General features: G+C 33.7%; 20 protein-coding genes. 10 read left to right on the top strand and 10 right to left on the bottom strand.

The features are described 5' to 3' along the window. Positions 1-2: 2 nt before the first annotated feature. The 3 genes from KPF49_RS07010 to KPF49_RS07000 all read right to left on the bottom strand — a co-directional run bounded on the left by KPF49_RS07010 (position 3) and on the right by KPF49_RS07000 (position 2,024). Entirely contained in the window at positions 3-503 is a 501-nt protein-coding gene (locus KPF49_RS07010) for a GNAT family N-acetyltransferase (RefSeq protein WP_183673784.1), read from the bottom strand. 24 nt (positions 504-527) lie between these two features. Then, complete coding sequence (locus tag KPF49_RS07005) at positions 528-824, bottom strand: rhodanese-like domain-containing protein (RefSeq protein WP_183673786.1); 297 nt, start codon at positions 822-824, stop codon at positions 528-530. Positions 825-971: 147 nt separating this feature from the next. Further along, the gene (locus KPF49_RS07000) at positions 972-2,024 is read right to left on the bottom strand and encodes a 2,3-butanediol dehydrogenase (protein WP_183673787.1); all 1,053 of its coding nucleotides are present in this window, start codon (positions 2,022-2,024) and stop codon (positions 972-974) included. A gap of 202 nt (positions 2,025-2,226) precedes the next feature. Between KPF49_RS07000 and KPF49_RS06995 the strand changes: the two genes are divergently transcribed. Together KPF49_RS06995 and KPF49_RS06990 are read left to right on the top strand one after the other, a co-directional pair. Further along, positions 2,227-3,819, top strand: a complete 1,593-nt coding sequence (locus tag KPF49_RS06995; protein WP_183673789.1) for a type I restriction-modification system subunit M — start codon at positions 2,227-2,229, stop codon at positions 3,817-3,819. After that, positions 3,819-4,994 (top strand): restriction endonuclease subunit S, encoded by a 1,176-nt coding sequence (locus KPF49_RS06990; protein WP_219490098.1) that lies wholly within the window; start codon positions 3,819-3,821, stop codon positions 4,992-4,994. The genes KPF49_RS06995 and KPF49_RS06990 overlap by 1 nt, the downstream gene beginning before the upstream one ends. A gap of 32 nt (positions 4,995-5,026) precedes the next feature. On the opposite strand, the gene KPF49_RS06985 is transcribed toward KPF49_RS06990, so the two are convergent. From KPF49_RS06985 to isaB, 5 genes are all read right to left on the bottom strand, one after another. Beyond that, positions 5,027-5,731 carry a site-specific integrase gene (locus KPF49_RS06985; protein WP_477529363.1) on the bottom strand — a complete coding sequence of 235 codons (705 nt, stop codon included), beginning with the start codon at positions 5,729-5,731 and terminating at the stop codon, positions 5,027-5,029. Between the two features lie 278 nt (positions 5,732-6,009). Next, the gene (locus tag KPF49_RS06980) at positions 6,010-7,119 is read right to left on the bottom strand and encodes a restriction endonuclease subunit S (RefSeq protein ID WP_276516322.1); all 1,110 of its coding nucleotides are present in this window, start codon (positions 7,117-7,119) and stop codon (positions 6,010-6,012) included. 254 nt (positions 7,120-7,373) lie between these two features. Continuing rightward, the gene (locus KPF49_RS06975; RefSeq protein WP_183673793.1) at positions 7,374-7,577 is read right to left on the bottom strand and encodes a hypothetical protein; all 204 of its coding nucleotides are present in this window, start codon (positions 7,575-7,577) and stop codon (positions 7,374-7,376) included. Between the two features lie 81 nt (positions 7,578-7,658). Further along, a complete protein-coding gene (locus tag KPF49_RS06970) occupies positions 7,659-8,054 on the bottom strand; it encodes an NUDIX domain-containing protein (RefSeq protein ID WP_219490096.1) in 396 nt (131 codons plus the stop codon). 136 nt (positions 8,055-8,190) lie between these two features. Continuing rightward, positions 8,191-8,676: an immunodominant staphylococcal antigen IsaB family protein gene (isaB, locus tag KPF49_RS06965; RefSeq protein WP_183673796.1), complete on the bottom strand. Its 486-nt coding sequence runs from the start codon at positions 8,674-8,676 to the stop codon at positions 8,191-8,193. Positions 8,677-8,865: 189 nt separating this feature from the next. Here isaB and KPF49_RS06960 point away from each other — a divergent pair, with 189 nt between their 5' ends. From KPF49_RS06960 to KPF49_RS06940, 5 genes are all read left to right on the top strand, one after another. Then, positions 8,866-11,919 (top strand): type I restriction endonuclease subunit R, EcoR124 family, encoded by a 3,054-nt coding sequence (locus tag KPF49_RS06960; RefSeq protein ID WP_183673798.1) that lies wholly within the window; start codon positions 8,866-8,868, stop codon positions 11,917-11,919. 108 nt (positions 11,920-12,027) lie between these two features. Further along, positions 12,028-12,846, top strand: coding sequence for a metallophosphoesterase (locus tag KPF49_RS06955; protein ID WP_183673800.1), 819 nt, complete (start codon positions 12,028-12,030; stop codon positions 12,844-12,846). A 172-nt stretch (positions 12,847-13,018) separates the two neighbouring features. Then, complete coding sequence (locus KPF49_RS06950; RefSeq protein WP_183673802.1) at positions 13,019-14,170, top strand: hypothetical protein; 1,152 nt, start codon at positions 13,019-13,021, stop codon at positions 14,168-14,170. A 103-nt stretch (positions 14,171-14,273) separates the two neighbouring features. Beyond that, on the top strand, positions 14,274-14,741 hold the full coding sequence (locus tag KPF49_RS06945) for a DUF1307 domain-containing protein (protein WP_183673804.1): 468 nt from the start codon (positions 14,274-14,276) through the stop codon (positions 14,739-14,741). 104 nt (positions 14,742-14,845) lie between these two features. Then, positions 14,846-15,319: a DUF1307 domain-containing protein gene (locus KPF49_RS06940; RefSeq protein WP_183673806.1), complete on the top strand. Its 474-nt coding sequence runs from the start codon at positions 14,846-14,848 to the stop codon at positions 15,317-15,319. A gap of 26 nt (positions 15,320-15,345) precedes the next feature. Here the strand turns inward: KPF49_RS06940 and KPF49_RS06935 are convergent, their stop codons facing one another. Further along, positions 15,346-16,383 carry a PTS sugar transporter subunit IIC gene (locus tag KPF49_RS06935; protein ID WP_183673983.1) on the bottom strand — a complete coding sequence of 346 codons (1,038 nt, stop codon included), beginning with the start codon at positions 16,381-16,383 and terminating at the stop codon, positions 15,346-15,348. A 72-nt stretch (positions 16,384-16,455) separates the two neighbouring features. After that, positions 16,456-16,887, bottom strand: a complete 432-nt coding sequence (locus KPF49_RS06930) for an acyl-CoA thioesterase (protein WP_183673808.1) — start codon at positions 16,885-16,887, stop codon at positions 16,456-16,458. A gap of 83 nt (positions 16,888-16,970) precedes the next feature. On the opposite strand from KPF49_RS06930, the gene KPF49_RS06925 reads away from it, so the two are divergent. From KPF49_RS06925 to KPF49_RS06915, 3 genes are all read left to right on the top strand, one after another. Next, a complete protein-coding gene (locus tag KPF49_RS06925) occupies positions 16,971-17,681 on the top strand; it encodes an MOSC domain-containing protein (RefSeq protein WP_183673810.1) in 711 nt (236 codons plus the stop codon). Between the two features lie 155 nt (positions 17,682-17,836). Beyond that, the gene (locus tag KPF49_RS06920) at positions 17,837-19,426 is read left to right on the top strand and encodes a BCCT family transporter (protein WP_183673985.1); all 1,590 of its coding nucleotides are present in this window, start codon (positions 17,837-17,839) and stop codon (positions 19,424-19,426) included. Positions 19,427-19,497: 71 nt separating this feature from the next. Next, positions 19,498-21,123 (top strand): BCCT family transporter, encoded by a 1,626-nt coding sequence (locus KPF49_RS06915; RefSeq protein ID WP_375781552.1) that lies wholly within the window; start codon positions 19,498-19,500, stop codon positions 21,121-21,123. Positions 21,124-21,244 lie beyond the last annotated feature (121 nt).

Below are 21,244 nucleotides of genomic sequence, written 5' to 3'. Positions count from 1 at the left end.
TCTTAGTGTCTATTAATCCAGAATCTACGGATTTTACGTTCACCTTCTTGAAGCGGTTCAATTTCGACACTATTATGTGTAAGTATCGTTTTTATAGACGGCGCATTTTCAATATCTGCATTTAGTAACACTTTATCGACGCCGAGTGTTTCTAAGTAATCAAGTGCGTATCGTGTCATAAATCTAGAATAGCCATTTCCGCGAGCGTTCGGTGTGACTCCAAAATTAATATGTCCGCCGTGTTTTTCAAGATCCTCATTCAAACGAAAACGAATATTCACAGCACCGAGTATTTCAGATTTGTGAAATAGGAATAAAGTCGTATTTGGTACTAACAGATTTATTTTATTCATTTTTGATAATGATAATTTTTCAACCATATCTTCAAAACTATCGTAAATTTTTAAATCAGTATTTTTTAGAATGATTTCTTCATTCTTCCACGAGTTGTAATATTTTTCGTAGCTTTTTTTATCTAGTGGGGTCAATTCTCTTAATATCAAATGTATATCTCCTTAAGGATTCAATTATTCATCGTTATTTAAATATGATAAAATTCCACCGTTTAAATTATTTGCTGTATATCCGAATTGTTCTAAATAGTTTGCAGCAAGCGCGCTACGCTGACCTGCACGGCAATAAATATAATACTCACGGTCTTTAGGTAGATTGAACGTATCGATTTCATCGAGTGGGTGTAAAATCGCACCCGGTATATTCGCCTCATCAAATTCTTCTTTTGTACGGACATCGATGAGTTGCTTGTTATCCGCAAGTGTTTGTAAATCTTCTTTTGAGAAATTTAGCATTTCTAAGTTTTCCAAATTAAGTGCCTCCTAAAATTTTCTTATGATAAGTATTAGACTTATATAAATTTTACTAGATTTTCGATAACTTTTTTTAAAATACGCTTATCAGACGATAAAATAAAAAAACGCATCAAAGAATTTCTCTTTGATGCGCTAGTGTTTTTATTCTTCACCGCTAAGTTTTACTAAGATTTTTGCTTGTTTTTTATCTTCAATCAGTTGATTAAAGCCTTTTTCGATAATTTCATCGAGTTCAATTTCACTTGTAATCATTGGACTTGGGTCAATTTGACCAGATTCAATCATTTTAACAGTTGCTTCAAAAATGTCTGGCTCGTATCCAAGTGTTGAAGAAATTCTCACACCACTTGTTGTGAGTAGCATTGGGTTAAAGTCGATCGCTCTTTCAAAGATAGAAACGATTGTCACCATACCTCTTGGACGAGTCGATTGAATCGCTTGTTCTAACGTAATCGGTACACCTGCAACTTCAAAAGTACGGTCTACTCCGTCAGGATAGAATTTATGGATGTACTCAATCGGGTTATTTTCACCACTATTTAAAATGTGAGTGGCACCGAATTCTTTTGCTTTTTCTAAACGTTCATTCGATAAGTCAAAGACAAAAATATCTTTAGCACCCGCAGCACGTGCCGCAAGTACAGTCACTAAACCAATAGGGCCTGCACCGTAAATCGCAACAGACTCTGCAAATTCCATTTCAGATTCGCGAATCGCTTGTAACGCAACAGCCGTCGGCTCAACAAGCGCACCGATTTTTAGTGACGTTGAATCTTGTAATTTAATGATATTCTCTTTTGGAACAACGACATAATCTGCGAATGCACCGTCACAACCAAGACCGATAAAAGTACCTTCTTTATAGAAATCATATAATGGATCTGGATGTAAATTGTTCGTTAACGCTGGGTTAATACAAACTTTATCTCCAACATTCAGACCATCAACATCTCCACCAACTTCTTCAATAACACCAGAAAACTCGTGCCCCATAATCACCGGACGTTCTTGACCAGTAATTGGGTTCGGCGCGTCACCAGGAATAAAAATCGGACCGCCAAGGTATTCATGTAAATCAGTACCACAAATACCCGTCCATGCAACTTTAACTTTCACAAGTCCCTCTTGAACTTTAGGCTCTTCAACCTCTTCAATGTGAACATCTTTAGTGTCATAGTAAACAACCGCTTTCATCTAAAACACTTCCTTATATTAGTACCTTGATTATACTACGAAGCGGTGAAATTAAGGTAATAAAATATAACGAGAAAGTTAAAAATCAATATATTTAATATTAAACATAATTGATGTATTATTGACATATAAGGCAAAGTATAATGGACTTTTTTTGCCTTAATTTAGGAAAATAATTGATATTAATATAGGAGTTCTTACAATGGCAGAAAAAATAAATACAAAAACGTTGTACCAAACATTATGGAATTCAGCTGATATTTTACGTTCTAGAATGGATGCGAATGAATATAAAGACTATCTTCTAGGGCTTGTTTTCTATAAATACTTATCTGACAAAATGTTATATTACATATCTGAATTAATGGAGTCACCAACTCAAGATTTAAATGAAGCACAGCAAATTTATGAGGAAATTTACAGTGATGATGAAGACCGCGAAGACCTACTATATGATGTGCAAGATACATTTTCATATACAATTAAACCAGAATTAACTTTCACAAATTTAATGACACAAATTAATGAAGGTACGTTTGAATTAGAATCACTTGCTAGAGGATTTAAAGATATCGAGCAGTCTTCTGAAGCGTTTGAAGATTTATTTGAAGATATTGATTTATATGCGCGTAGACTCGGAACAACAGATCATAAGAAAAACCAATTAATCGCATCTGTAATGAAAGAATTATCTACATTAAATCTAACAGGTCACGCTGGTGACGTGCTTGGTGATGCGTATGAATATTTAATCGGACAATTTGCGTCTGAATCTGGTAAAAAAGCAGGGGAGTTCTATACACCTCAACCTGTATCAGAGTTAATGACACGTATCGCAATTGAAGAAAAAGAAGATAAAGAAGGACTTACTGTATATGACCCAACGATGGGGTCTGGATCTTTAATGCTAAACGCGAAGAAATATTCAAATCATCCAGGAAAAATCTCATATTTCGGTCAAGAATTAAACAATACGACATATAACTTAGCACGAATGAATATGATTTTACACGGTGTACCAATCGAGCAGCAACATCTACATAACGCGGATACGTTAGATGCTGACTGGCCAACAGAAGAGCCAACAAACTTTGATATGGTCCTTATGAATCCACCATATTCAGCAAAATGGTCAGCAGAAAAAGGCTTCTTAATGGATAACAGATATTCTAGATACGGCCGACTTGCACCAAAATCTAAAGCAGATTTCGCATTTCTACTACATGGATTTTATCACTTAAAAGATACAGGAACGATGGCGATTGTACTCCCGCACGGTGTACTATTCCGTGGAGGTGCAGAAGAAGCAATCCGTAAAAAATTATTAGAAGATGGATCAATCGACACAGTAATTGGATTACCTTCAAACTTATTCTTTAACACATCCATTCCAACGACAATCGTAATCTTGAAAAAAGACCGTCCAAATCGTGACGTTCTATTCATCGATGCGTCAGCGGGATTTGAGAAAAAGAGAAATCAGAATCATTTAACTGAAGAAAATATTGAAAAAATTCTAGAAACATATAGAAACAGAGAGTTCGTAGACAAATATGCTTATGTTGCAGAATTTGAAGAAATAAAAGAAAATGACTTTAACTTAAACATCCCGAGATACGTCGATACATTTGAAGAGCCAGAACCAATCGATATAAAAGCATTATCAAAAGAAATGCAGGAAATTAATAAAGAAATCGCTGAAGCGGAGAAAGAATTCCTTGCAATGCTTGATGAGTTAGAAGTGACAGACGAATCAAGAGAAATCATTGAGGCGACAAGGGAGATGTTCAAATAATGAAAAAACAAAATGAACAGAGACTAGTGCCTAAGCTAAGATTCAAAGGATTCAGTGAAGATTGGGAGCAGTGTAAACTTAAAGACATTCTAAAAGTTAACTCCGGACGAGACTATAAGCATTTTGCTAAAGGAGATATTCCTGTATATGGAACTGGAGGTTTAATCGCCCGTGTCGATGATTTTTTATCAAATCAACCTGCCGTTGGTCTTGGTAGAAAGGGGACAATAGATAATCCTTTCTTTCTCGAACCTCCTTTTTGGACAGTCGACACACTATTTTATCTAACGTCGGAAAAAGATAATCATATAAATTTTATTTTCTACCTCCTTCTAAGAATACGATGGAAAAAATATGATGAGTCAACAGGAGTTCCCAGTTTGTCAAAAAAAACAATTGAAAACATCAATGTTTTTTCTACAAAATTTGAAGAACAAATAAAGATTGCTAAAACTTTAGAAAAAATAAATGATCTTATAAATCTTCATAAGCGTAAAATACAAGTGTTAAAAGATCAGAAAAATCTATATTTAAATAAAATGTTTATTTCACAACAAGGTGATGTTCAATTACGATTTAAAGGGTTTATCGAGCCTTGGGAGCAGCGAGAGTTAAAAGAAATAGGAGAAGATTATTCAGGTCTAAGTGGTAAAACAAAAAAAGACTTTGGACATGGAGAATCTTTATATGTCCCATATAAAAATATATTTAATAATCATATTGTTGATGTAAATAATTTAGAAAAAGTAAATGTTAAAAATAAACAAAATGAAGTTAAGTATGGTGATATATTCTTTACAATTTCTTCAGAGATTCCAGAAGAAGTTGGTATGTCTTCTGTAATGATAGAAAATATAAAAGACCTTTATTTAAACAGTTTTTCTTTTGGGTTTAGGCCACATACAGAAACAGATTTAGATGTAGTTTTTTCAAGTTATTTATTCAGGACACCAACTTTCCGAAAGAAAATGTATATACTTGCACAAGGGATTTCTAGATATAATATCTCTAAAACTAATGTCATGAAATTAGAAATTGCATTACCGAGTATTAATGAACAGAAAAAGATTGGTAAAATGATGTATAGATTAGATTCTATGATTACTCTTCATAACAAAAAACTAAATAAACTTGAGTCTTTAAAGAAAGAATACTTAAATTATCTTTTTATCTAAATTAAAGTCCCAATTTTCATTGGGACTCTTTTTTATACTATAGTCGCTAGGAATTGCATCATTTTATGATTGTCTTTATTTTCTAATTCTCTAATAATGTGTAAATATGTTTGCTGAGTTGTCGTTATGTTTGAGTGTCCGAGTCTTCTTGATACACTTGCAATCGATACACCTGCAAATAATAATAACGATGCATGTGTATGTCTAAGTCCATGGATTGAAATTACTGGTATTCCAGCATCTGTGCATTTTCTTTTTAGATAGTCATTAATTGTTGAGTTAAATATTCTTCGTCTAATGAACATTGGTCTATCTTTTGGTAGACCTATAGTTAAGTTCGAAAAATACATACATGTTTGCCAATCTAGTTGTATTTTACGATTAGATGACTCATTCTTTGTTGGTATAAACCCACCTCTCTTATTTTTGTAGTTCCAAGATTTGGTTATTGATAATGTTTGGTTCTTAAAATCAAAATCGTTTGGAGTAAGTGCAAGTGCTTCAGAGAATCGAAGTCCTGTTTTAGCAACGAGTAGTATAAACCAATCTCTATTTATCACACTCTTAAGTTCTAGAGTAGAAATAAGAGTTTGTAACTCACTTTGGTTTAAATACTTTTGTTTCTTATCACCTGGATTCTTCCCTTTAATTACTGCTTTTCTAGTTGGATCTCTTTCAATTAAACCTTCGTCTACAGCATCTAAAATAGCAGCTTTAACTTGATGATGAAAATCCATTGTAGTCTGTTTTTCGTGGGTTAAAGCATAATCGTTAATCAACTTTTGGTATGTCATTCTGTTCAACTGAGATATTTTTAAATCAGGCGCTAACTCTTTAAGTCGACGATAGGTGATATTGTACTTATTTAAAGTTACATCCCTAACTGCTCCAACTTTATAGAGTTCCACCCAATCCTTAAAATAACTGTGAAACAAACGATTCTTACTTAATTTTCTAACCATAAAAATAAACCTCCAAAATAGTTTTTAGAGGTTTAGTGTAAAGGTATTTTTAATCAAATGAACATTTTATCTAAATATAAAATTTTAAGTTTTTCTAAAATTTTAATCTTGCTTCTTAAACTAAACTTTATATTACGCAACTGTACAAAAGTCTTAACTAATTTTTCTTGCTCATTCTTTTGAGTTACTCTTACTTCTAGGTTAAGAAACTCTTTCATATCTAGATTTCTTCTTACTACGCTTGCACCTTGAATAGAAATTTTGTCGAAGTTATATTTCATTCGTTCTGTTTTTAAAATATTTTCTAAATATATGATTTTAATATTCTTTATATCAAAAACCTTGTAAGATGGAGATACAATACCAACTTCGAAATCTCTGTTAATATTTATATTCCCTAACCATAAATTTTGGGGGGATAATACTAATTGATTTTTACGTAAAATTTTATAACCAATATTACTAGATCCACTTACTCTACCTGATCGCGTTTCAATTCCATTGTTAGTTGAGCTCAAAAGGGGATATTGATTCTCTTTATTTGAATGTTCGATGACTTCTTCCAGAAAATCATTTAATTTCATTTTTTCTGACTTCACTTTTTTGCCAGCAATATATTTTGTTGAGAATAGTTGCTCCCTTAACTCATGAATTGTCTCATCTATAATCTTTAATTTTCGCTTATGAAGGGAAATAGTCTTTTGTAAGGTGTTTAATAGCCTAGAGATTTTGATTTGTTCTTTTACAGTAGGGATTTTTACTTTCCAGTTTTTTAACTCCCTCATAGGTACTAAGTTAACCATCGCAGAACCTGGGTTTGTTTCTGTTAGTTTTCTTTGCATTTTAGGTGACATTATCCATTCTAAAAAATAGCCTGAATCTGTCGTCTCATTAAGTCTTATTCTTATTAAAGCTTGATTGATTACCCCTCTTGATATGTTCGGAGGAACTAATGAAACTCTACCAATTGTACCAGCTCCACTCATAATAAAGTCTCCTGGTAATAGTTCAAATTTATGTAACTCTTTAAATTTTTCTTCAGTTATTTTATATCTTGTTTTAAAGTGGTTAGAGATTGCATTATTTTGTTCATACACTACATAGTCGCTATTTTGTACAAAATACTCTTTCTTAAGAGCACTTCCAAACGGACCACGTCGTATTCCATCATCATAATCTAGTAGTTTTTCAAACTTACACTGCTCCCAATTAAGTATAAAATCCTATATAGATATTGATTGTCACTATTTTCATAGCATACTTGAGTACTGTCTAAACTGTTTTAATTCATTGAAGACTTTGAGTACTGATTTACACTACTTATTAATAGGCAAATAGAAACCCTCTAGTAATACTAAGTTATTAGGATTTCTTAATATTACTAGAGGGTTATTTTTAATAATTTTAAATCGAAAGCTTAATTATGAATAAAATAGAGTATTATAACTATGATTATAGAAAGTGGGATTATTAACTTATCTGCATTCATCATAGAATCTGATAATCTTTCAAATTCTTTATCTCCAGATTCATTATTTTTTAAATTCAAATATTTTTTACCGAAATACAGGGCAGGTAAAATATTAATTAATAATAAGATTATTAAAACTGTTAAAAGCATCTAAAACCTCCTTTTTTTAAGTTTATTAAAGGTTTTAGTTCGCTTCAAAATTACTTTTTCGTCATTGATACGTGTTCTATTTTACACATATCCATCTTGCTCTAGGGCACTTATCACTTTTAAAACTGCCGGAGCCATTATGTCTTTGTTATTGATTGAGAAAAATTTAGCATCGGTTATTTCATTGTTAATTTTATAATCAAAATTTTCACCAGAGTAGAGAAAACAATTTAATAATACACTTTCTTTAGTATTAGGATATGCAGGACCTTCTATTGACTTCCAAAATGTTATTTCATTTTTCTTAACGTTTAAAGAAAGTTCTTCTTTTAATTCTCTTATAAGTGTGTCGTCAAAACTTTCATTATCCTCAATTTTTCCGCCAGGTAGATAGTATTTATTATTATCATAAGATCTTACTAAAAATATGCTTTTTTCTTCGATATTTACTAAACATGCACAGTTATAATTAACCAATTCACTCACTCACTTTGTTTATAATTTTTGTATACATTTAAATAGTTTATATTATGCTTTATACTCACTAATTCTAAATAAAAAACATGGGAGAAATTCATCTCCCATGTTTTATAAGTTTATATATAAAGTATCTTTAATTACTCGTAATTTGACCTTTGATTGCATATCCGTTTTCATTAAAGAAGAATCTGACGTCTTTCTTTCCAACTTCATAAACATATTCTTCGCCCCATGCTGATGGAGATGTGTAAATAGGTTCTCCATAAGTGCTAACTAATGCTTTTTTACTAACGGATTGACCATCTAATGAGAAGAAAACACCATTCGCTTTATTTCCAGATACACTGTAAAGTGTTTGGTCATATAGCTCTTTTTGTTTTTTAACATTTTCATTTTTGGAAATTTGATATCCATTGATAGTAAAATTATCGTACTTCAATGATTCTTTAAAATTCTTGTCTAATATAAAATCACTTTGATATTCAGTATGACCTTCATAATTATAATAAGGTTCTACGTACTCTTCTGCTTGTGCTTCAGTTGTATTAAGTAGTTCGGGTGTTACAGAGAAACTCAGAGCGATACCACTCGCTAAAACGATTTTAGAAACTTTCTTCATAAAACCCCTCCTAATTAATTGAAATTACATTTTTATTATTACATACATGTTACAAAAAATCATTTGATATAAATGCACGATTTAATTATTTTTCTGATTAAGATTAAACGGTATGTATAAATCTACATAAACGTTAAATAGATTATATGTAATAATATAGTAACTAGGTATTTTATTTGGGGTGAGTGTATGAGGTTCACGGCTGAAGAGGCGATGGAGCGTAGTTTGATTGAAGAATTGACGAAGAATGTGTCTCAGTGGACATATCGTGATGATTTACGGACTGAGGATGATTTGTGGGAGAATTTACGTCATAAGTTGAATATGAACAACAAAGCGGTTTTAGATGATGTGCCGCTTTCTGATAAGGAGTTTGAGCAAGTTAAGAACGAACTGAGTTTCCCGAATTTTTATCGTGCGGCTGAGTTTTTAGCGGGTGAAAATGGGATTGCGAATGTGCGTGTCGTTCGTGATGATCCACGTGTTGGTGAGATTCGTTTAATGGTCATGAATAACCGTGATATCGCAGGTGGTTCGTCTTCTTATGAGATTATTAATCAGTATCAAGCGAGTAAGACGAGTAGTACAGATCGTAATCGTATTTTTGACGTGACATTATTAATTAACGGGTTACCGATGATTCATATCGAACTTAAAAATCGTTCGACGTCTTACATGGATGCATTTAGACAAATTGATAAGTATTCCGGTGAAGGTAAGTTTAAAGGGATATTTTCTTCGATTCAAATGTTTGTTGTGACAAACGGTGTTGATACGCGCTATATTGCGGCAGCCCAAAAAGGGAAATTGAACTCTAAGTTTTTAACACGTTGGGTGGATGAGAATAATAAGCCAGTAAATAACTATTTAGACTTTGCAAAAGATGTACTATCTATTCCACAGGCACATAAAATGGTCGGACAATATTCTGTATTAGATAGTGAGAGACGTTCGATTATTTTACTAAGACCCTATCAGATCCATGCGATTGAAGCGGTTCAAGAAGCGTCTAAACTTCATGAATCTGGATACGTGTGGCATACAACAGGTTCTGGTAAAACATTAACGTCTTATAAAGTCGCAAGAAACTTACTACTCATGAATAGCATTGAAAAAACGATTTTTATTGTCGACAGGGTAGACCTTGACCAACAAACTGGTGATTCGTTTAAGTCTTACTCTGCGCATGACGTTATTTCTATTGATGATACAGATAACGTGAATGATTTAATTAAAAAATTATACTCACAAGATAAAACAGTGATTGTTACGACAATCCAAAAATTAAATCATGTGATGCGCCGATATGGTGGTAATGAGGACAGCGCTAAATGGAAATCAATTAGAAATAAAAAGCTCGCGTTTGTTGTCGATGAGTGTCACCGTGCAGTATCCTCACTTAAAAAGCAAGAAATTGAAAAGTTCTTTAACGACACGCTTTGGTACGGATTTACTGGGACTCCTATTTTTGAAGAGAATGCAAAAGAAGAATTTGGAGATCTCGCACGTACAACAGAAGAGCAGTACGGCAAACGACTTCACGAATATACTGTAAAAGAAGCAATTCATGATAACGCTGTGCTCGGTTTTCAAATTGAATATAAGAGTACATTTACAGAGGACGAGTTAAGAGACCACGTGGATAGACAATATGGTGGCAATATTACAAATTATGATGAGCTTAACGACATTGAGCGAGAAGAATTAATTAAAAAAGAAGCTTTTGAAACAAGAGAACATAAGCTAATTGTTATTGATCAAATTATTAATAAATCTCGTCAGAAGTTTGGTATGCATAATGATCTTGGCAAACAATATAGTGCGATTTTGACAACTGATTCTATCGCGAGTGCACAAGAATATTACAAGTTATTTAGAGAAGTAATTGACGGTAAATCAGAGGTTAAAGTCTCAGAACAAGTGAAGAAAAGACTCCCAGATTTCCCGAAAGTCGCGATTACGTATTCAATCTCTGAAAATGAGGAGACATCCATTAAAAATCAAGAGCAAATGAAAGAAACGATGGAAGACTACAATAAAATGTTTGGAACAAACTTTACATTAGATCAAGTTTCAGCATACAACAGAGATGTTAACCATCGGCTTGCTAGAAAACAAGATAAGTATAAGTTTAGAGAAGAGCAATTAGATCTAGTGATTGTTGTTGACCGACTATTAACAGGATTTGATGCGCCAAGTTTAGCAATTCTATTTATGGACCGTAATCCAATGCCACCACATAACTTAATTCAAGCTTTTTCTAGAACGAATAGATTGTATGATGAAGGTAAAAAATACGGTCAAATTATGACATTTAGAACACCGCATACATTTGAAGAAAAAGTAGATGCAGCACTTTACTTATACTCAAATGGTGGAGAATCATTTGTCCAAGCTCCGACATGGGAAGATGCTATGGATGCTTTTAAAGAAGCATTTAACGAGTTAATGGATATTGCGCCGAACTTAGAAAGTATTGATCTTTTATCAGAAATTACGAGCAAGAAAAAATTCGCTAAAGCATTCCAAGCATTTGATAAAAAATTTCAAGAGTTACAAGTGTATTCGAACTACAGTGAGGGAATTGCTGAGCAATTTGGAATTACAAATGAAAAGCTAGAAGACTATACTGCGAAATACAATAACATCATCGAAGAAATTAAAGCAGAATCAGGTGAAGACGATGAAGACGATGATATCATCATCGACATTGCATACGAAATAAATTCAGTTTCAAAAGATACTGTCAATCATGAATATATATTAGGGCTGATTCAAAGTGTGATGGAAAGTCGTATTACTCAAGATGAATCAAAAGAACGAGTCGAAGCAAAACAGTCGGAAATAGAATCATACATTTTAGATTTAAAACAGTCGAATGAAAAACTCGGTTATCTCGTTGAAGAACTTTGGAAAAATATTAAACAAAATCCAGAGAAATATGATAAAGAAGACGTTCTGATTCTTTTTGAACAACTGAAAGAAGAAGAAAAAGAGAGTGTTGTAAAAAACTTTGCGTATAAGTACGCTGTAGACGAGAACGATTTAATGTTTGTCGTTGATAACTTTAAAGTCTCTTCAGATAATCAATTAGGAGAAAATGACTTGATTAAATCAAGAGACTATCAAGTATATAAATCAAGAAACGAAGATGCTGTAAAACCTACGAAATATCGCCGTAAATTGAAAGAAAATCTAAAAGACGTTTACATTAAAGAAATCGCACCGCTATATGAGAGGTAAAAAACTATTCAGAAGCTAACATTCAGTTAGCTTCTTTTTTCATTTCTGTAATTTTGTATCACTTCTTTGCTACACTATTTCTATACAAATGTTTTGGAGTAGATGGGTATGAATATTGGTGTGATTTCTGATTTGCATGTCGATAGATATCATAATGATGAAATTAACGAAACGACGTTTTTGCGTGAGGTTTCTAATGAAGTGAATCGTCTCTCGCTGGATTTATTTATAATTGCGGGTGATGTGTCGAATAATTATGTTAAAACTCATGATTTTATTGAAACGGTCGAGATGATGACGGGTGTGAAGGTGCTTTTTATCCCTGGTAATCATGATTTTTGGAATTTTGATGATAATAATAGATCGAGTTGGGAGATTTACGATTATTTTAAACAGCAACCGGAGTCTCTTTTAGAGCGTCCGTATATTATTAATGATGAGTGGGCGATTGTTGGGAGTCCAGCGTGGTATGATTATTCATTTGCGAGCGAAAGGTTTTCCTATGAAGATTTAGAACGTCGCGCGTTTAAAGGTGGTCATTGGCAAGATAAGTTTTATGTGGATTTTAAAATCTCAGATATTGATGTAGCGAATTATTTTGCAGAGCTTACAAAAAAAGATCTTGAAAAAGTGAAAGATAAAAAGATCATTCTTGTCACACACGTTGCGACGAATAAAAGGTTTAGAGTCCCAATGCCGCATAAAATATTCGATTATTACAATGCTTATATGGGTACAACGAAATATGACGAATTTTATAGTGAATATGACATTAAGTATAGTATTTCTGGGCATATTCATTTTCGTTATAATTTTATAGAGAATGGTGTCACATTTATATGTGCGTGTCTCGGTTATAGAAGAGAATGGAGAACTAAAGAAATCGTTCAAGAGATACGTGATGCGATGTATGTCATTCAAATCTAAAATATGGGAGGTTTATTTTCTTTTAAAGAGTAATATTATTTTACTTACTTTAAATATGTGTACTTCTCAACGTGTCAGTCATCGACTGAATGACTAAAAAAGACAAATTTATAGTTGTAAAATATAAGAACGCTTTAAAAACTTGAGGTGTTTTAGAAAGAGGGAGACTATCATGAAAGGTAAATTATTATTTTTATCTGCTACTATAGTGATGTTAACAGCATGTCAGTCACCGACCGAAGAGACAAACGAAGATACTTCTACTAAAAATGAAACGAACAACGAAGAGACCTCTCAAGAAAATACGTCAAAAGAAAATGAATCAAGTGAAGATACGTCAAAAGACAATGGAGACAATAAAATTGACACGCTAGCGAACAACGATAGTGATGATAATACATCTCAAGGTGAAGTGACAACAGAAACGTACTCAAATGTTGTGGATGGTATTGAAGTAGAAATAGAGATTACAGCAGACAAAGAAAACGACATTTTGCTCACCCAACACCAAGTTGAAAAAATTCCGTATGAATATTATGACTTACAAAACGAAGAAGAAGCGGACCAACTCGTTAAAGATGAAAATGATTATCAAAACGAATTACTATCAGACTTCCCGGATGACGTCGCAAAAGTGACTGCAGAAAACCTTCCAGATGAAAAAGCTTTAAAGATTGATAAGTTCTATAACTACTCAGATCCTGAGAACGTTCAGAGATTTTTAGCATATGATATCGTTGAAGGAGATGGCACTGAAGAGACTGTCAGTTATGAATCATATATTGAGTCACTAAAAGAGATTGGAGTGATTGAAGATGATTCAACTTCAAACTCTAAATTAGATAAAGAAACACTACAAGAAAAAGTACTACTTGTTGCAGATAAACAGGAAGTTGAGAAATACGACAAGTATTATTATGAAGCAAATAATGACATAGAAAATTTTTATAAGATGTATGTCGTCGATACTAAAAAAGATCAAATACTCTATGAAGTTCAGGCATCTGAAGTCGCATACAGTGATTTAGGTGTTGAAACTGAAGAAGATATAGAACAATTGATTGAAGAAAAGAGTAAAGAGTTTGAAGAGGAATTAAAAGGTGTTTCTGACGATATCGCAACTTTTGAAATTTTTAACGATGAAGAAAATGAAATGATAAAAGTTTATCACATCGTAAACTATGATTCACCTGAAAATGTTAAAGCATTAACGGATGCGGACTTAGTAACTGAAGATGATAGTGGTAAAGGTGAAGATCTCGTGAGTCATTCAAAAACGATAAAAACCCTTAGTGAAGAAGGCGGTTTGAGAGAAGTTAAATAATCAACGTTCATGAAATAGAATAAGTTCTTCTGGACTTATTCTAATACATAATATTTAATGATATATATATAATGTTTATAAGTGATAAAAGGGGGTTGTGACAATGAAATTAAGAACTATATTGCTATCTTTAATGGTTATTGTGCTTGTTGCATGTAATAAAACTCCGTCAGAGCATGTGTTTGAAGGTACAATAGAAGATATGGATGTTAAGTCTGTATTAACTGTAGATGGCGATAAAATTCAAAAAGAACATTTAACGTATGAGTTACCATATGACGCAGCGAGTATTTCAAACCAAGATGAAGCTGAAGAAGCTGCGGGTATTCAGGAGAGAGCATATAACTCTTTAATTGAAGACACGCCTGAAGGTGCGGTAGAGGTTAAAGTAACAGCAGATGAAGAGAAACAAGCGATTATTATGAATTATGATCTAGACTATTCAACTTCAGAAAATATCGAAGCATTAACTGAACAAGGATTTTTAGAGGATAGTGAAGAATCAGAATTTGTTAGCTTTAAAAAGACGAAAGAACAATATGAAGCGGACGGTTTAAAAGAGCAAGAATAGTACATGAAGCACGTTTTTTATACGTGCTTTTTTATATTTACTGTTAATTAAACATAGACATATGATACGATATGACAAGCACAACGTTTAAAAGGTTTGTTTAAATGAATAAATTAAAAGTAATAATTACTGTACTGTCTGTTGTACTTATTTTAAGTGGTTGTATCAGTACGAAAAAGACTATATTTTCTGGTGAATTTGAGAGTTATAATCGTAAAGTAACGGTATATCATAAAAATAACATCGTTACTAAAGAAGTCTATGAAACGACAGCACCACTTGAATATTGGGGCTATAAAACTAAAAATGAAGCACGTGACAATTTACAAGACGAAAAAAAGAAACTAAAAAAAGATTATGAGAAATTACCAAGAGGAACTGTAAAATTTGATTTTACAGTGCATAGTGATGAGACCGTGAGTCAAAAGATGACTATTAATTATAATGATAGTAAAAAGCTAGATGCACTCATTAAAGAAGGGATTGTCGTAGAAGACTCAGAAATGAGTGATGGCCAAGTGAGTTTTAATAAGCATAAATTTAGATTTGAACGTAATGGATTATCTGAAGAAAAATAAAAGGTCGCTATTAGCGACCTTTTTTCTTATGCTTTTTTACTGTTTACATCTTCATTTGGTAATACTTCACTGTTTTTAATTGGATAATTTCTAAATACATATGACATTATAATACCAACTGTGAAACAGATGGCTGCAGTTATCGCTGCGTATTTTACAACTTCCATTGCTGGGTTAAATCCAAACATAACGAGTAACCCTGGCGTTGGTGCTGCAGTACCTGGTGCGTCGTTAATTAAACCAGAGTACGCGAGTACAATTCCTGCTAACGCACCACCGATAAAGTTTGTAACGTATACCGGTACGGGGTTTGCAGATACTAAGTCTGCTTTTGATAGTGGTTCAATCGCAATTGAAATCACCGATTTTAAGCTACCGATTTTTAAACGGTGTAAAATTGTTGTGTTCATAAAGCTTGAACCAAATGCTGTGAGTGCTGCAACGGCCATTGGTACACCAGTTAATCCGAGCATTGCAGTAAGTGCCATCGAGCTCAGTGGTGAAGTACCAACTACTGTGACGATTCCACCTAAGATAAGTCCCATAAGGAATGGGCTTGTCGACATCGCCCCGTCGATAACGCCTCCAATTTTTAGTAATGATCCGTCGACGAGTGGTGTAAATAATACACCTAAAAATCTCGCTAATGGAATTAAGAATATAACGATTACAATAAAGTCGAGACCATTCGTGATCTTTCTTTCAACGAATCTCACTAAAAATGACATTAAATATGCTGCTAAAAATGCTGGAACTAAACCGATTTCAGCAAAGGCTACAGCAAGTAATGCCGCGTTTTGCGGATTGATTTTGCGGTTCATCGCGATTAAGAATGCGACGATTACACCACTTAACGTACCTGCGAGTTGTCCAGTTTCTTTTAAAAATTCAATTTGTAAAATATCTCCAAGTACAAACCCTTGTAGTGCTTCAACTAAAAATGTTGCAATTGCTGCAGATGCAAGCGCACTCATAACAGCGCTACCATCTGGAGCGTAATAAGTAAAAACAGTGAAGAAAACGAGAATAAGAAGAAGTAATCCCGTTCCAATTAAAATATCTATTTTAATCCACTCCCCAATACAACTATAACACTATTTCAATTATACTGAAGAAAATTATTGAAAAAGAATGTACTATTCTTCAAATTTTATCTCTTCATATTTGGCAAACCACTCTGGATATGCTTTTTTAAAGTTTACTGGTTTAAATCCCTTTTCCGTACGTTTTCCAACAATACATGTGACGTCACCATCTGCGCACACGTCGTTATGCTGATTAACGATTTCAAATGCATACGTGACGCGAATACCCGTGTTTTTTGTCACCCACGTTCTAACGAATGCACGGTCACCATACATAATCGGAACTTTATATGTAATGTTGACATTATGAATGGGTGCAACGAATCCTTCACGTTCCATATCAACGTAACTAAATCCGAGATCTTCAATGAGTTTAATTCTACCGAGTTCTAACCATTTAATGTAATTCCCGTGGTACATGACTCCCATCATATCCGTATCTGCGTATAATAATTGAATTTCAGTTTCTGCAATGTGTCCCATAAAAAAATCTCCTTATATATGGTTGTATAATCACCCAATAGGGTAACTTTAATACTAACATAAAGAGAATAGAGGTGTGGTGAGTGAAGCGCAATAAAATACATGAGATTTATGTCGGTGAAATTAAAACACATGGAACAGAAAATGCTGAAGATCCATTTGATGATAAGTACATTACAGCAGGATATAAAGCACCTATTAACGGTTCGGTGTTTTTATCAACACTTGGCTTAACGGGGGATGAGCAAGCAGATAAAAGATTTCATGGTGGAAAAGAAAAAGCACTGTTTATGTACCCAAAAGAAAATTACTTAGAATTAAGTTGTGAACTTGGAAAAGAGATACCAGTTGGAGGTAACGGTGAAAACATTTCAATTATTGGTATTAATGAAAGAGATGTTTGTGTCGGTGACGTATATCAGCTAGGTGAATCAGTGATTGAAGTATCACAGCCACGACGTCCTTGCTGGAAACCTGCAAGGCGCCATAGAGCACTGGATTTTTCAAAGACAATTCAAGATTTAGGTATAACTGGTTGGTACTTTAGAGTAATTCAAGAAGGTAAGATTACTAAAGATGATACTCTCAAACTACTTAAACGTCCGTGCAAAGAGTGGACGATAAAAAAGGTCAACGACGTCATGTATGTATATACAGATAATTTAGGGCTCGCAGAAAGTCTAATAGACTGTGAGTATATTCCGGAGAGTTTTAAAAAAACATTACGTGCAAGACTCCGTGGTGAAGAAGAAAGTCAGATAAGTAGATTGTATGGTCCAAATATCAATGCATAAATTAGTCCAAAAAAGCAAATAAAATTTAAAACATATTGAAATAAAGTGGTAAAGGATATTTTACTGGCTTGACCAATCAAAAAATATATGTCTTATAATAGGACTGTTGTAAAATTTTAAAAGGAGTGAATGTATTGGCCAAAGAAAAAAGTAAAATGACGAACGTATTTAAAATTGGTGCAGCAGCTGTACTTCTACTTGTTATTATTGGTGCAATATTCCCTGAAGAATTCGGTGATATTGCAGGAAGTATTTCTAGCTGGATTTCTGTACATGTCGGATGGTATTACATGATTATCACGACAGCCTTTGTATTTTTCTCAGTATTCTTATTACTGAGTCCAATCGGTAAATTAAAACTCGGTAAACCTGATGAGAAACCAGAATTCAATACTTTCTCATGGCTTGCGATGTTATTTAGTGCAGGTATGGGTATTGGTTTAGTGTTCTGGGGTGCATCTGAACCGATGAGTCACATGATGAGCCCAGCAGCTGGTGAAGGTGGAGCGGATCAAGCACTAGAAGCGATGCGCTCAACATTCATGCACTGGGGCTTCCACGCATGGGGAGTTTACGGAGTTGTTGCTTTAGCACTTGCATATGCAGCATTCCGTAAAAATGAAAATGGCTTAATTTCTAAAACATTACGTCCTATTTTCGGAGATAGAGTCGATGGATGGCTCGGTACGATAATTGATGTTCTTGCGGTATTCGCAACAGTTGTAGGGGTTGCGGTATCACTTGGTATGGGTGCATTACAAATTAACGGTGGATTATCTTATTTATTAGGTATCCCAAATGGATTCTCAGTTCAACTGATTATTATTATTATCGTCACAATATTATTCTTAATTAGTGCGTATACTGGATTATCTAAAGGTATCCAGTATTTAAGTAACACGAATATGGTTTTAGCAACATTATTATTCGCTATTGTTTTAATTGTAGGACCAACACTTATGATCTTTACAATGATGACAACATCAACTGGTGCTTACTTACAAGAATTCTTATTCCAAACGTTAGACTCAGGATTTAACAACCCACAAAAATCTCAGTGGTTACAAGACTGGACGATTTACTACTGGGGCTGGTGGTTAAGCTGGAGCCCATTCGTTGGTATTTTCATTGCACGTGTATCACGTGGACGTACGATTCGTGAATTCGTACTTGCGGTATTACTCGTTCCAACATTAATTAGTATTATGTGGTTCAGTGTATTTGGTACAACTGGTATGAATATCGGGTTACAATTCCCAGGAATCTTAGACCTTGCACCTGAAGAACAGTTGTTTGCGATATTTGATAAGTTACCACTTGGTACTTTATTATCAATTATTGCACTATTCTTAATTGCTGTATTCTTCATTACAAGTGCAGATTCAGCAACATTCGTACTCGGTATGCAAACGTCAAATGGTTCATTACAACCTTCTACACGTCTAAAAATTGTTTGGGGTATATCTTTATCAGCAATCGCGGTTGTATTACTACTTGCTGGTGGAGAAGAAGCACTTAGTGCGATTCAATCCGCAGCGATTATTGCCGCATTGCCGTTTAGTGTTGTCGTAATTTTAATGGTATTTGCGTTCTTTAAAGATGCAAATAACGAACGTAAATATCTCGGTCTTACAATTCGACCAGATGAAAAACATCTCGACAATTACTTACACAATACGCCTGAAGAGCACTCTGAAGAAGTACAAAATTATATTGAAGAAACTTCAGAAGACAAAGGTATTTAGTTAAATAGAGTTGTTTAATGTTATAATCAACAGGTGCTAATGTTAGCACCTGTTTTTTTATAAGGAGAAATATGATGAGTCAAAAGAAAAGAAAGAAAGAAAAGCCGTTTACTCCCGTATTTACATATGGATTAATTGTCGTTTTAATACTCGTGTTTTTAGGTGTTTTAATGCCGAATAAATTTTATGAGACAGCTAGTGGCATTTCAGGATTTATAGCTGAAAATCTCGGTTGGTATTATATGTTTGTCACTACCGGTCTAGGTTTTTTTGCGGTCTTCATTATATTTAGTCCGATTGGTAAATTAAAGCTTGGGCAACCTCATGAGAAACCTGAATTCAGTACGATCTCATGGTTTGCGATGTTATTTAGTGCAGGAATGGGGATTGGTTTAGTGTTCTGGGGTGCTGCTGAACCGATGAATCATATGATGAACCCACCGACAGGAGAAGGTGGCGGACATCAACAAGTTCAAGCAGTCCGCTCGACAATTTTTCACTGGGGACTACATGCATGGTGTGTGTACGGTATAGTTGCTTTAGCACTTGCGTATACAGCATATCGTAAAGGTGAGAGTGGCTTAATTTCAAAGACGTTACGACCAATATTTGGAGATAAGGTTGACGGTACTCTTGGACAAATTGTTGATACGATGGCAGTTTTCGCTACAGTGATTGGTGTTGCGGTATCACTTGGTATGGGTGCTCTACAAATAAATGGTGGACTGAACTATTTACTCGGTGTACCAGAAACAGTCATTATTCAAGGAATCATTATACTCGTTGTAACGATTTTATTTCTAATCAGTGCATGGAGCGGGTTATCTAAAGGAATTCAAATTTTAAGTAACTCAAATATGGTACTTGCAGTACTATTATTCTTTATAATTTTATTTGTCGGTCCAACAATTGCGAGTCTAGATATGTTCGCAACTGCAACGGGATCATACTTACAACAATTTTTATATTTAACGTTAGATACTGGTTATAATGATTCACAAAAAGCAGCATGGATTCAGGAATGGACAATTTATTACTGGGGTTGGTGGTTCAGTTGGTGTCCATTTGTAGGGATATTTATCGCACGTGTGTCACGTGGACGTACGATTCGTGAGTTTATCCTCGCAGTAATATTAGTACCAGCAACGATTTGTATGGTATGGTTTAGTGTGTTTGGTACGACTGGTATGACAACAGGACTTAAACATCCACATATCTTTAACTTACCAGTAGAAAAACAATTATTTGCCATATTCGATGTTATGCCGATAGGCACGCTGTTATCAATTATTGCATTAGTTTTAGTATCAGTATTCTTTATAACGAGTGCTGATTCTGCAACATTTGTTTTAGGGATGCAAACGACAGATGGATCACTTACACCAAGAACACGTATTAAAATTGTTTGGGGCATTGCGTTATCGCTAATTTCATACACACTCATTATTGCAGGTGGTGAAAATGCTTTAAGCGCGATTCAAGCTGCAGCAATTATTGCCGCACTCCCATTTAGTGTAATAGTTATTTTAATGACGATAAGTTTCTTCAAAGATGCAAACAATGAACGTAAATATTTAGGTTTAACCCTACAACCAGACGAAGAGAATATGAAACAATATTTATCGAGTACACCAGAGGAACATAGTCAAGATATTCAAGATTATATTGATGAGACAAGTGATCAAAGAGGAATTTAATATAAATATATTTGCATTATCGATTTTCTCGATAATGCTTTTTTTATTTAAGAAATTTTCAGAAAATAATTGAATTAATATACATAAATATGTATTATTAATTACATAGAAAATTTTTAGG

The sequence above is a fragment of the Nosocomiicoccus ampullae genome, from assembly GCF_019357495.1.
GTDB classification, from domain to species: Bacteria; Bacillota; Bacilli; order Staphylococcales; family Salinicoccaceae; genus Nosocomiicoccus; species Nosocomiicoccus ampullae.
The sequence above is the reverse complement of the archived record's forward strand: the minus strand, read 5'-3'. Positions and strand labels throughout refer to the sequence as shown.

Excerpts from the sequence above, each read along its gene's own strand:
- KPF49_RS06985 (WP_477529363.1), bottom strand. The coding sequence starts at position 5,731 with ATGGATTTTCATCATCAAGTTAAAGCTGCTATTTTAGATGCTGTAGAC.
- KPF49_RS06955 (WP_183673800.1), top strand. The coding sequence starts at position 12,028 with ATGAATATTGGTGTGATTTCTGATTTGCATGTCGATAGATATCATAAT.
- KPF49_RS06960 (WP_183673798.1), top strand. The coding sequence starts at position 8,866 with ATGAGGTTCACGGCTGAAGAGGCGATGGAGCGTAGTTTGATTGAAGAA.
- KPF49_RS06950 (WP_183673802.1), top strand. The coding sequence starts at position 13,019 with ATGAAAGGTAAATTATTATTTTTATCTGCTACTATAGTGATGTTAACA.
- KPF49_RS06920 (WP_183673985.1), top strand. The coding sequence starts at position 17,837 with ATGACGAACGTATTTAAAATTGGTGCAGCAGCTGTACTTCTACTTGTT.
- KPF49_RS06940 (WP_183673806.1), top strand. The coding sequence starts at position 14,846 with ATGAATAAATTAAAAGTAATAATTACTGTACTGTCTGTTGTACTTATT.
- KPF49_RS06915 (WP_375781552.1), top strand. The coding sequence starts at position 19,498 with ATGATGAGTCAAAAGAAAAGAAAGAAAGAAAAGCCGTTTACTCCCGTA.
- KPF49_RS06990 (WP_219490098.1), top strand. The coding sequence starts at position 3,819 with ATGAAAAAACAAAATGAACAGAGACTAGTGCCTAAGCTAAGATTCAAA.
- KPF49_RS06945 (WP_183673804.1), top strand. The coding sequence starts at position 14,274 with ATGAAATTAAGAACTATATTGCTATCTTTAATGGTTATTGTGCTTGTT.
- KPF49_RS07000 (WP_183673787.1), bottom strand. The coding sequence starts at position 2,024 with ATGAAAGCGGTTGTTTACTATGACACTAAAGATGTTCACATTGAAGAG.
- KPF49_RS06930 (WP_183673808.1), bottom strand. The coding sequence starts at position 16,887 with ATGGGACACATTGCAGAAACTGAAATTCAATTATTATACGCAGATACG.
- KPF49_RS06975 (WP_183673793.1), bottom strand. The coding sequence starts at position 7,577 with ATGCTTTTAACAGTTTTAATAATCTTATTATTAATTAATATTTTACCT.
- KPF49_RS06995 (WP_183673789.1), top strand. The coding sequence starts at position 2,227 with ATGGCAGAAAAAATAAATACAAAAACGTTGTACCAAACATTATGGAAT.
- isaB (WP_183673796.1), bottom strand. The coding sequence starts at position 8,676 with ATGAAGAAAGTTTCTAAAATCGTTTTAGCGAGTGGTATCGCTCTGAGT.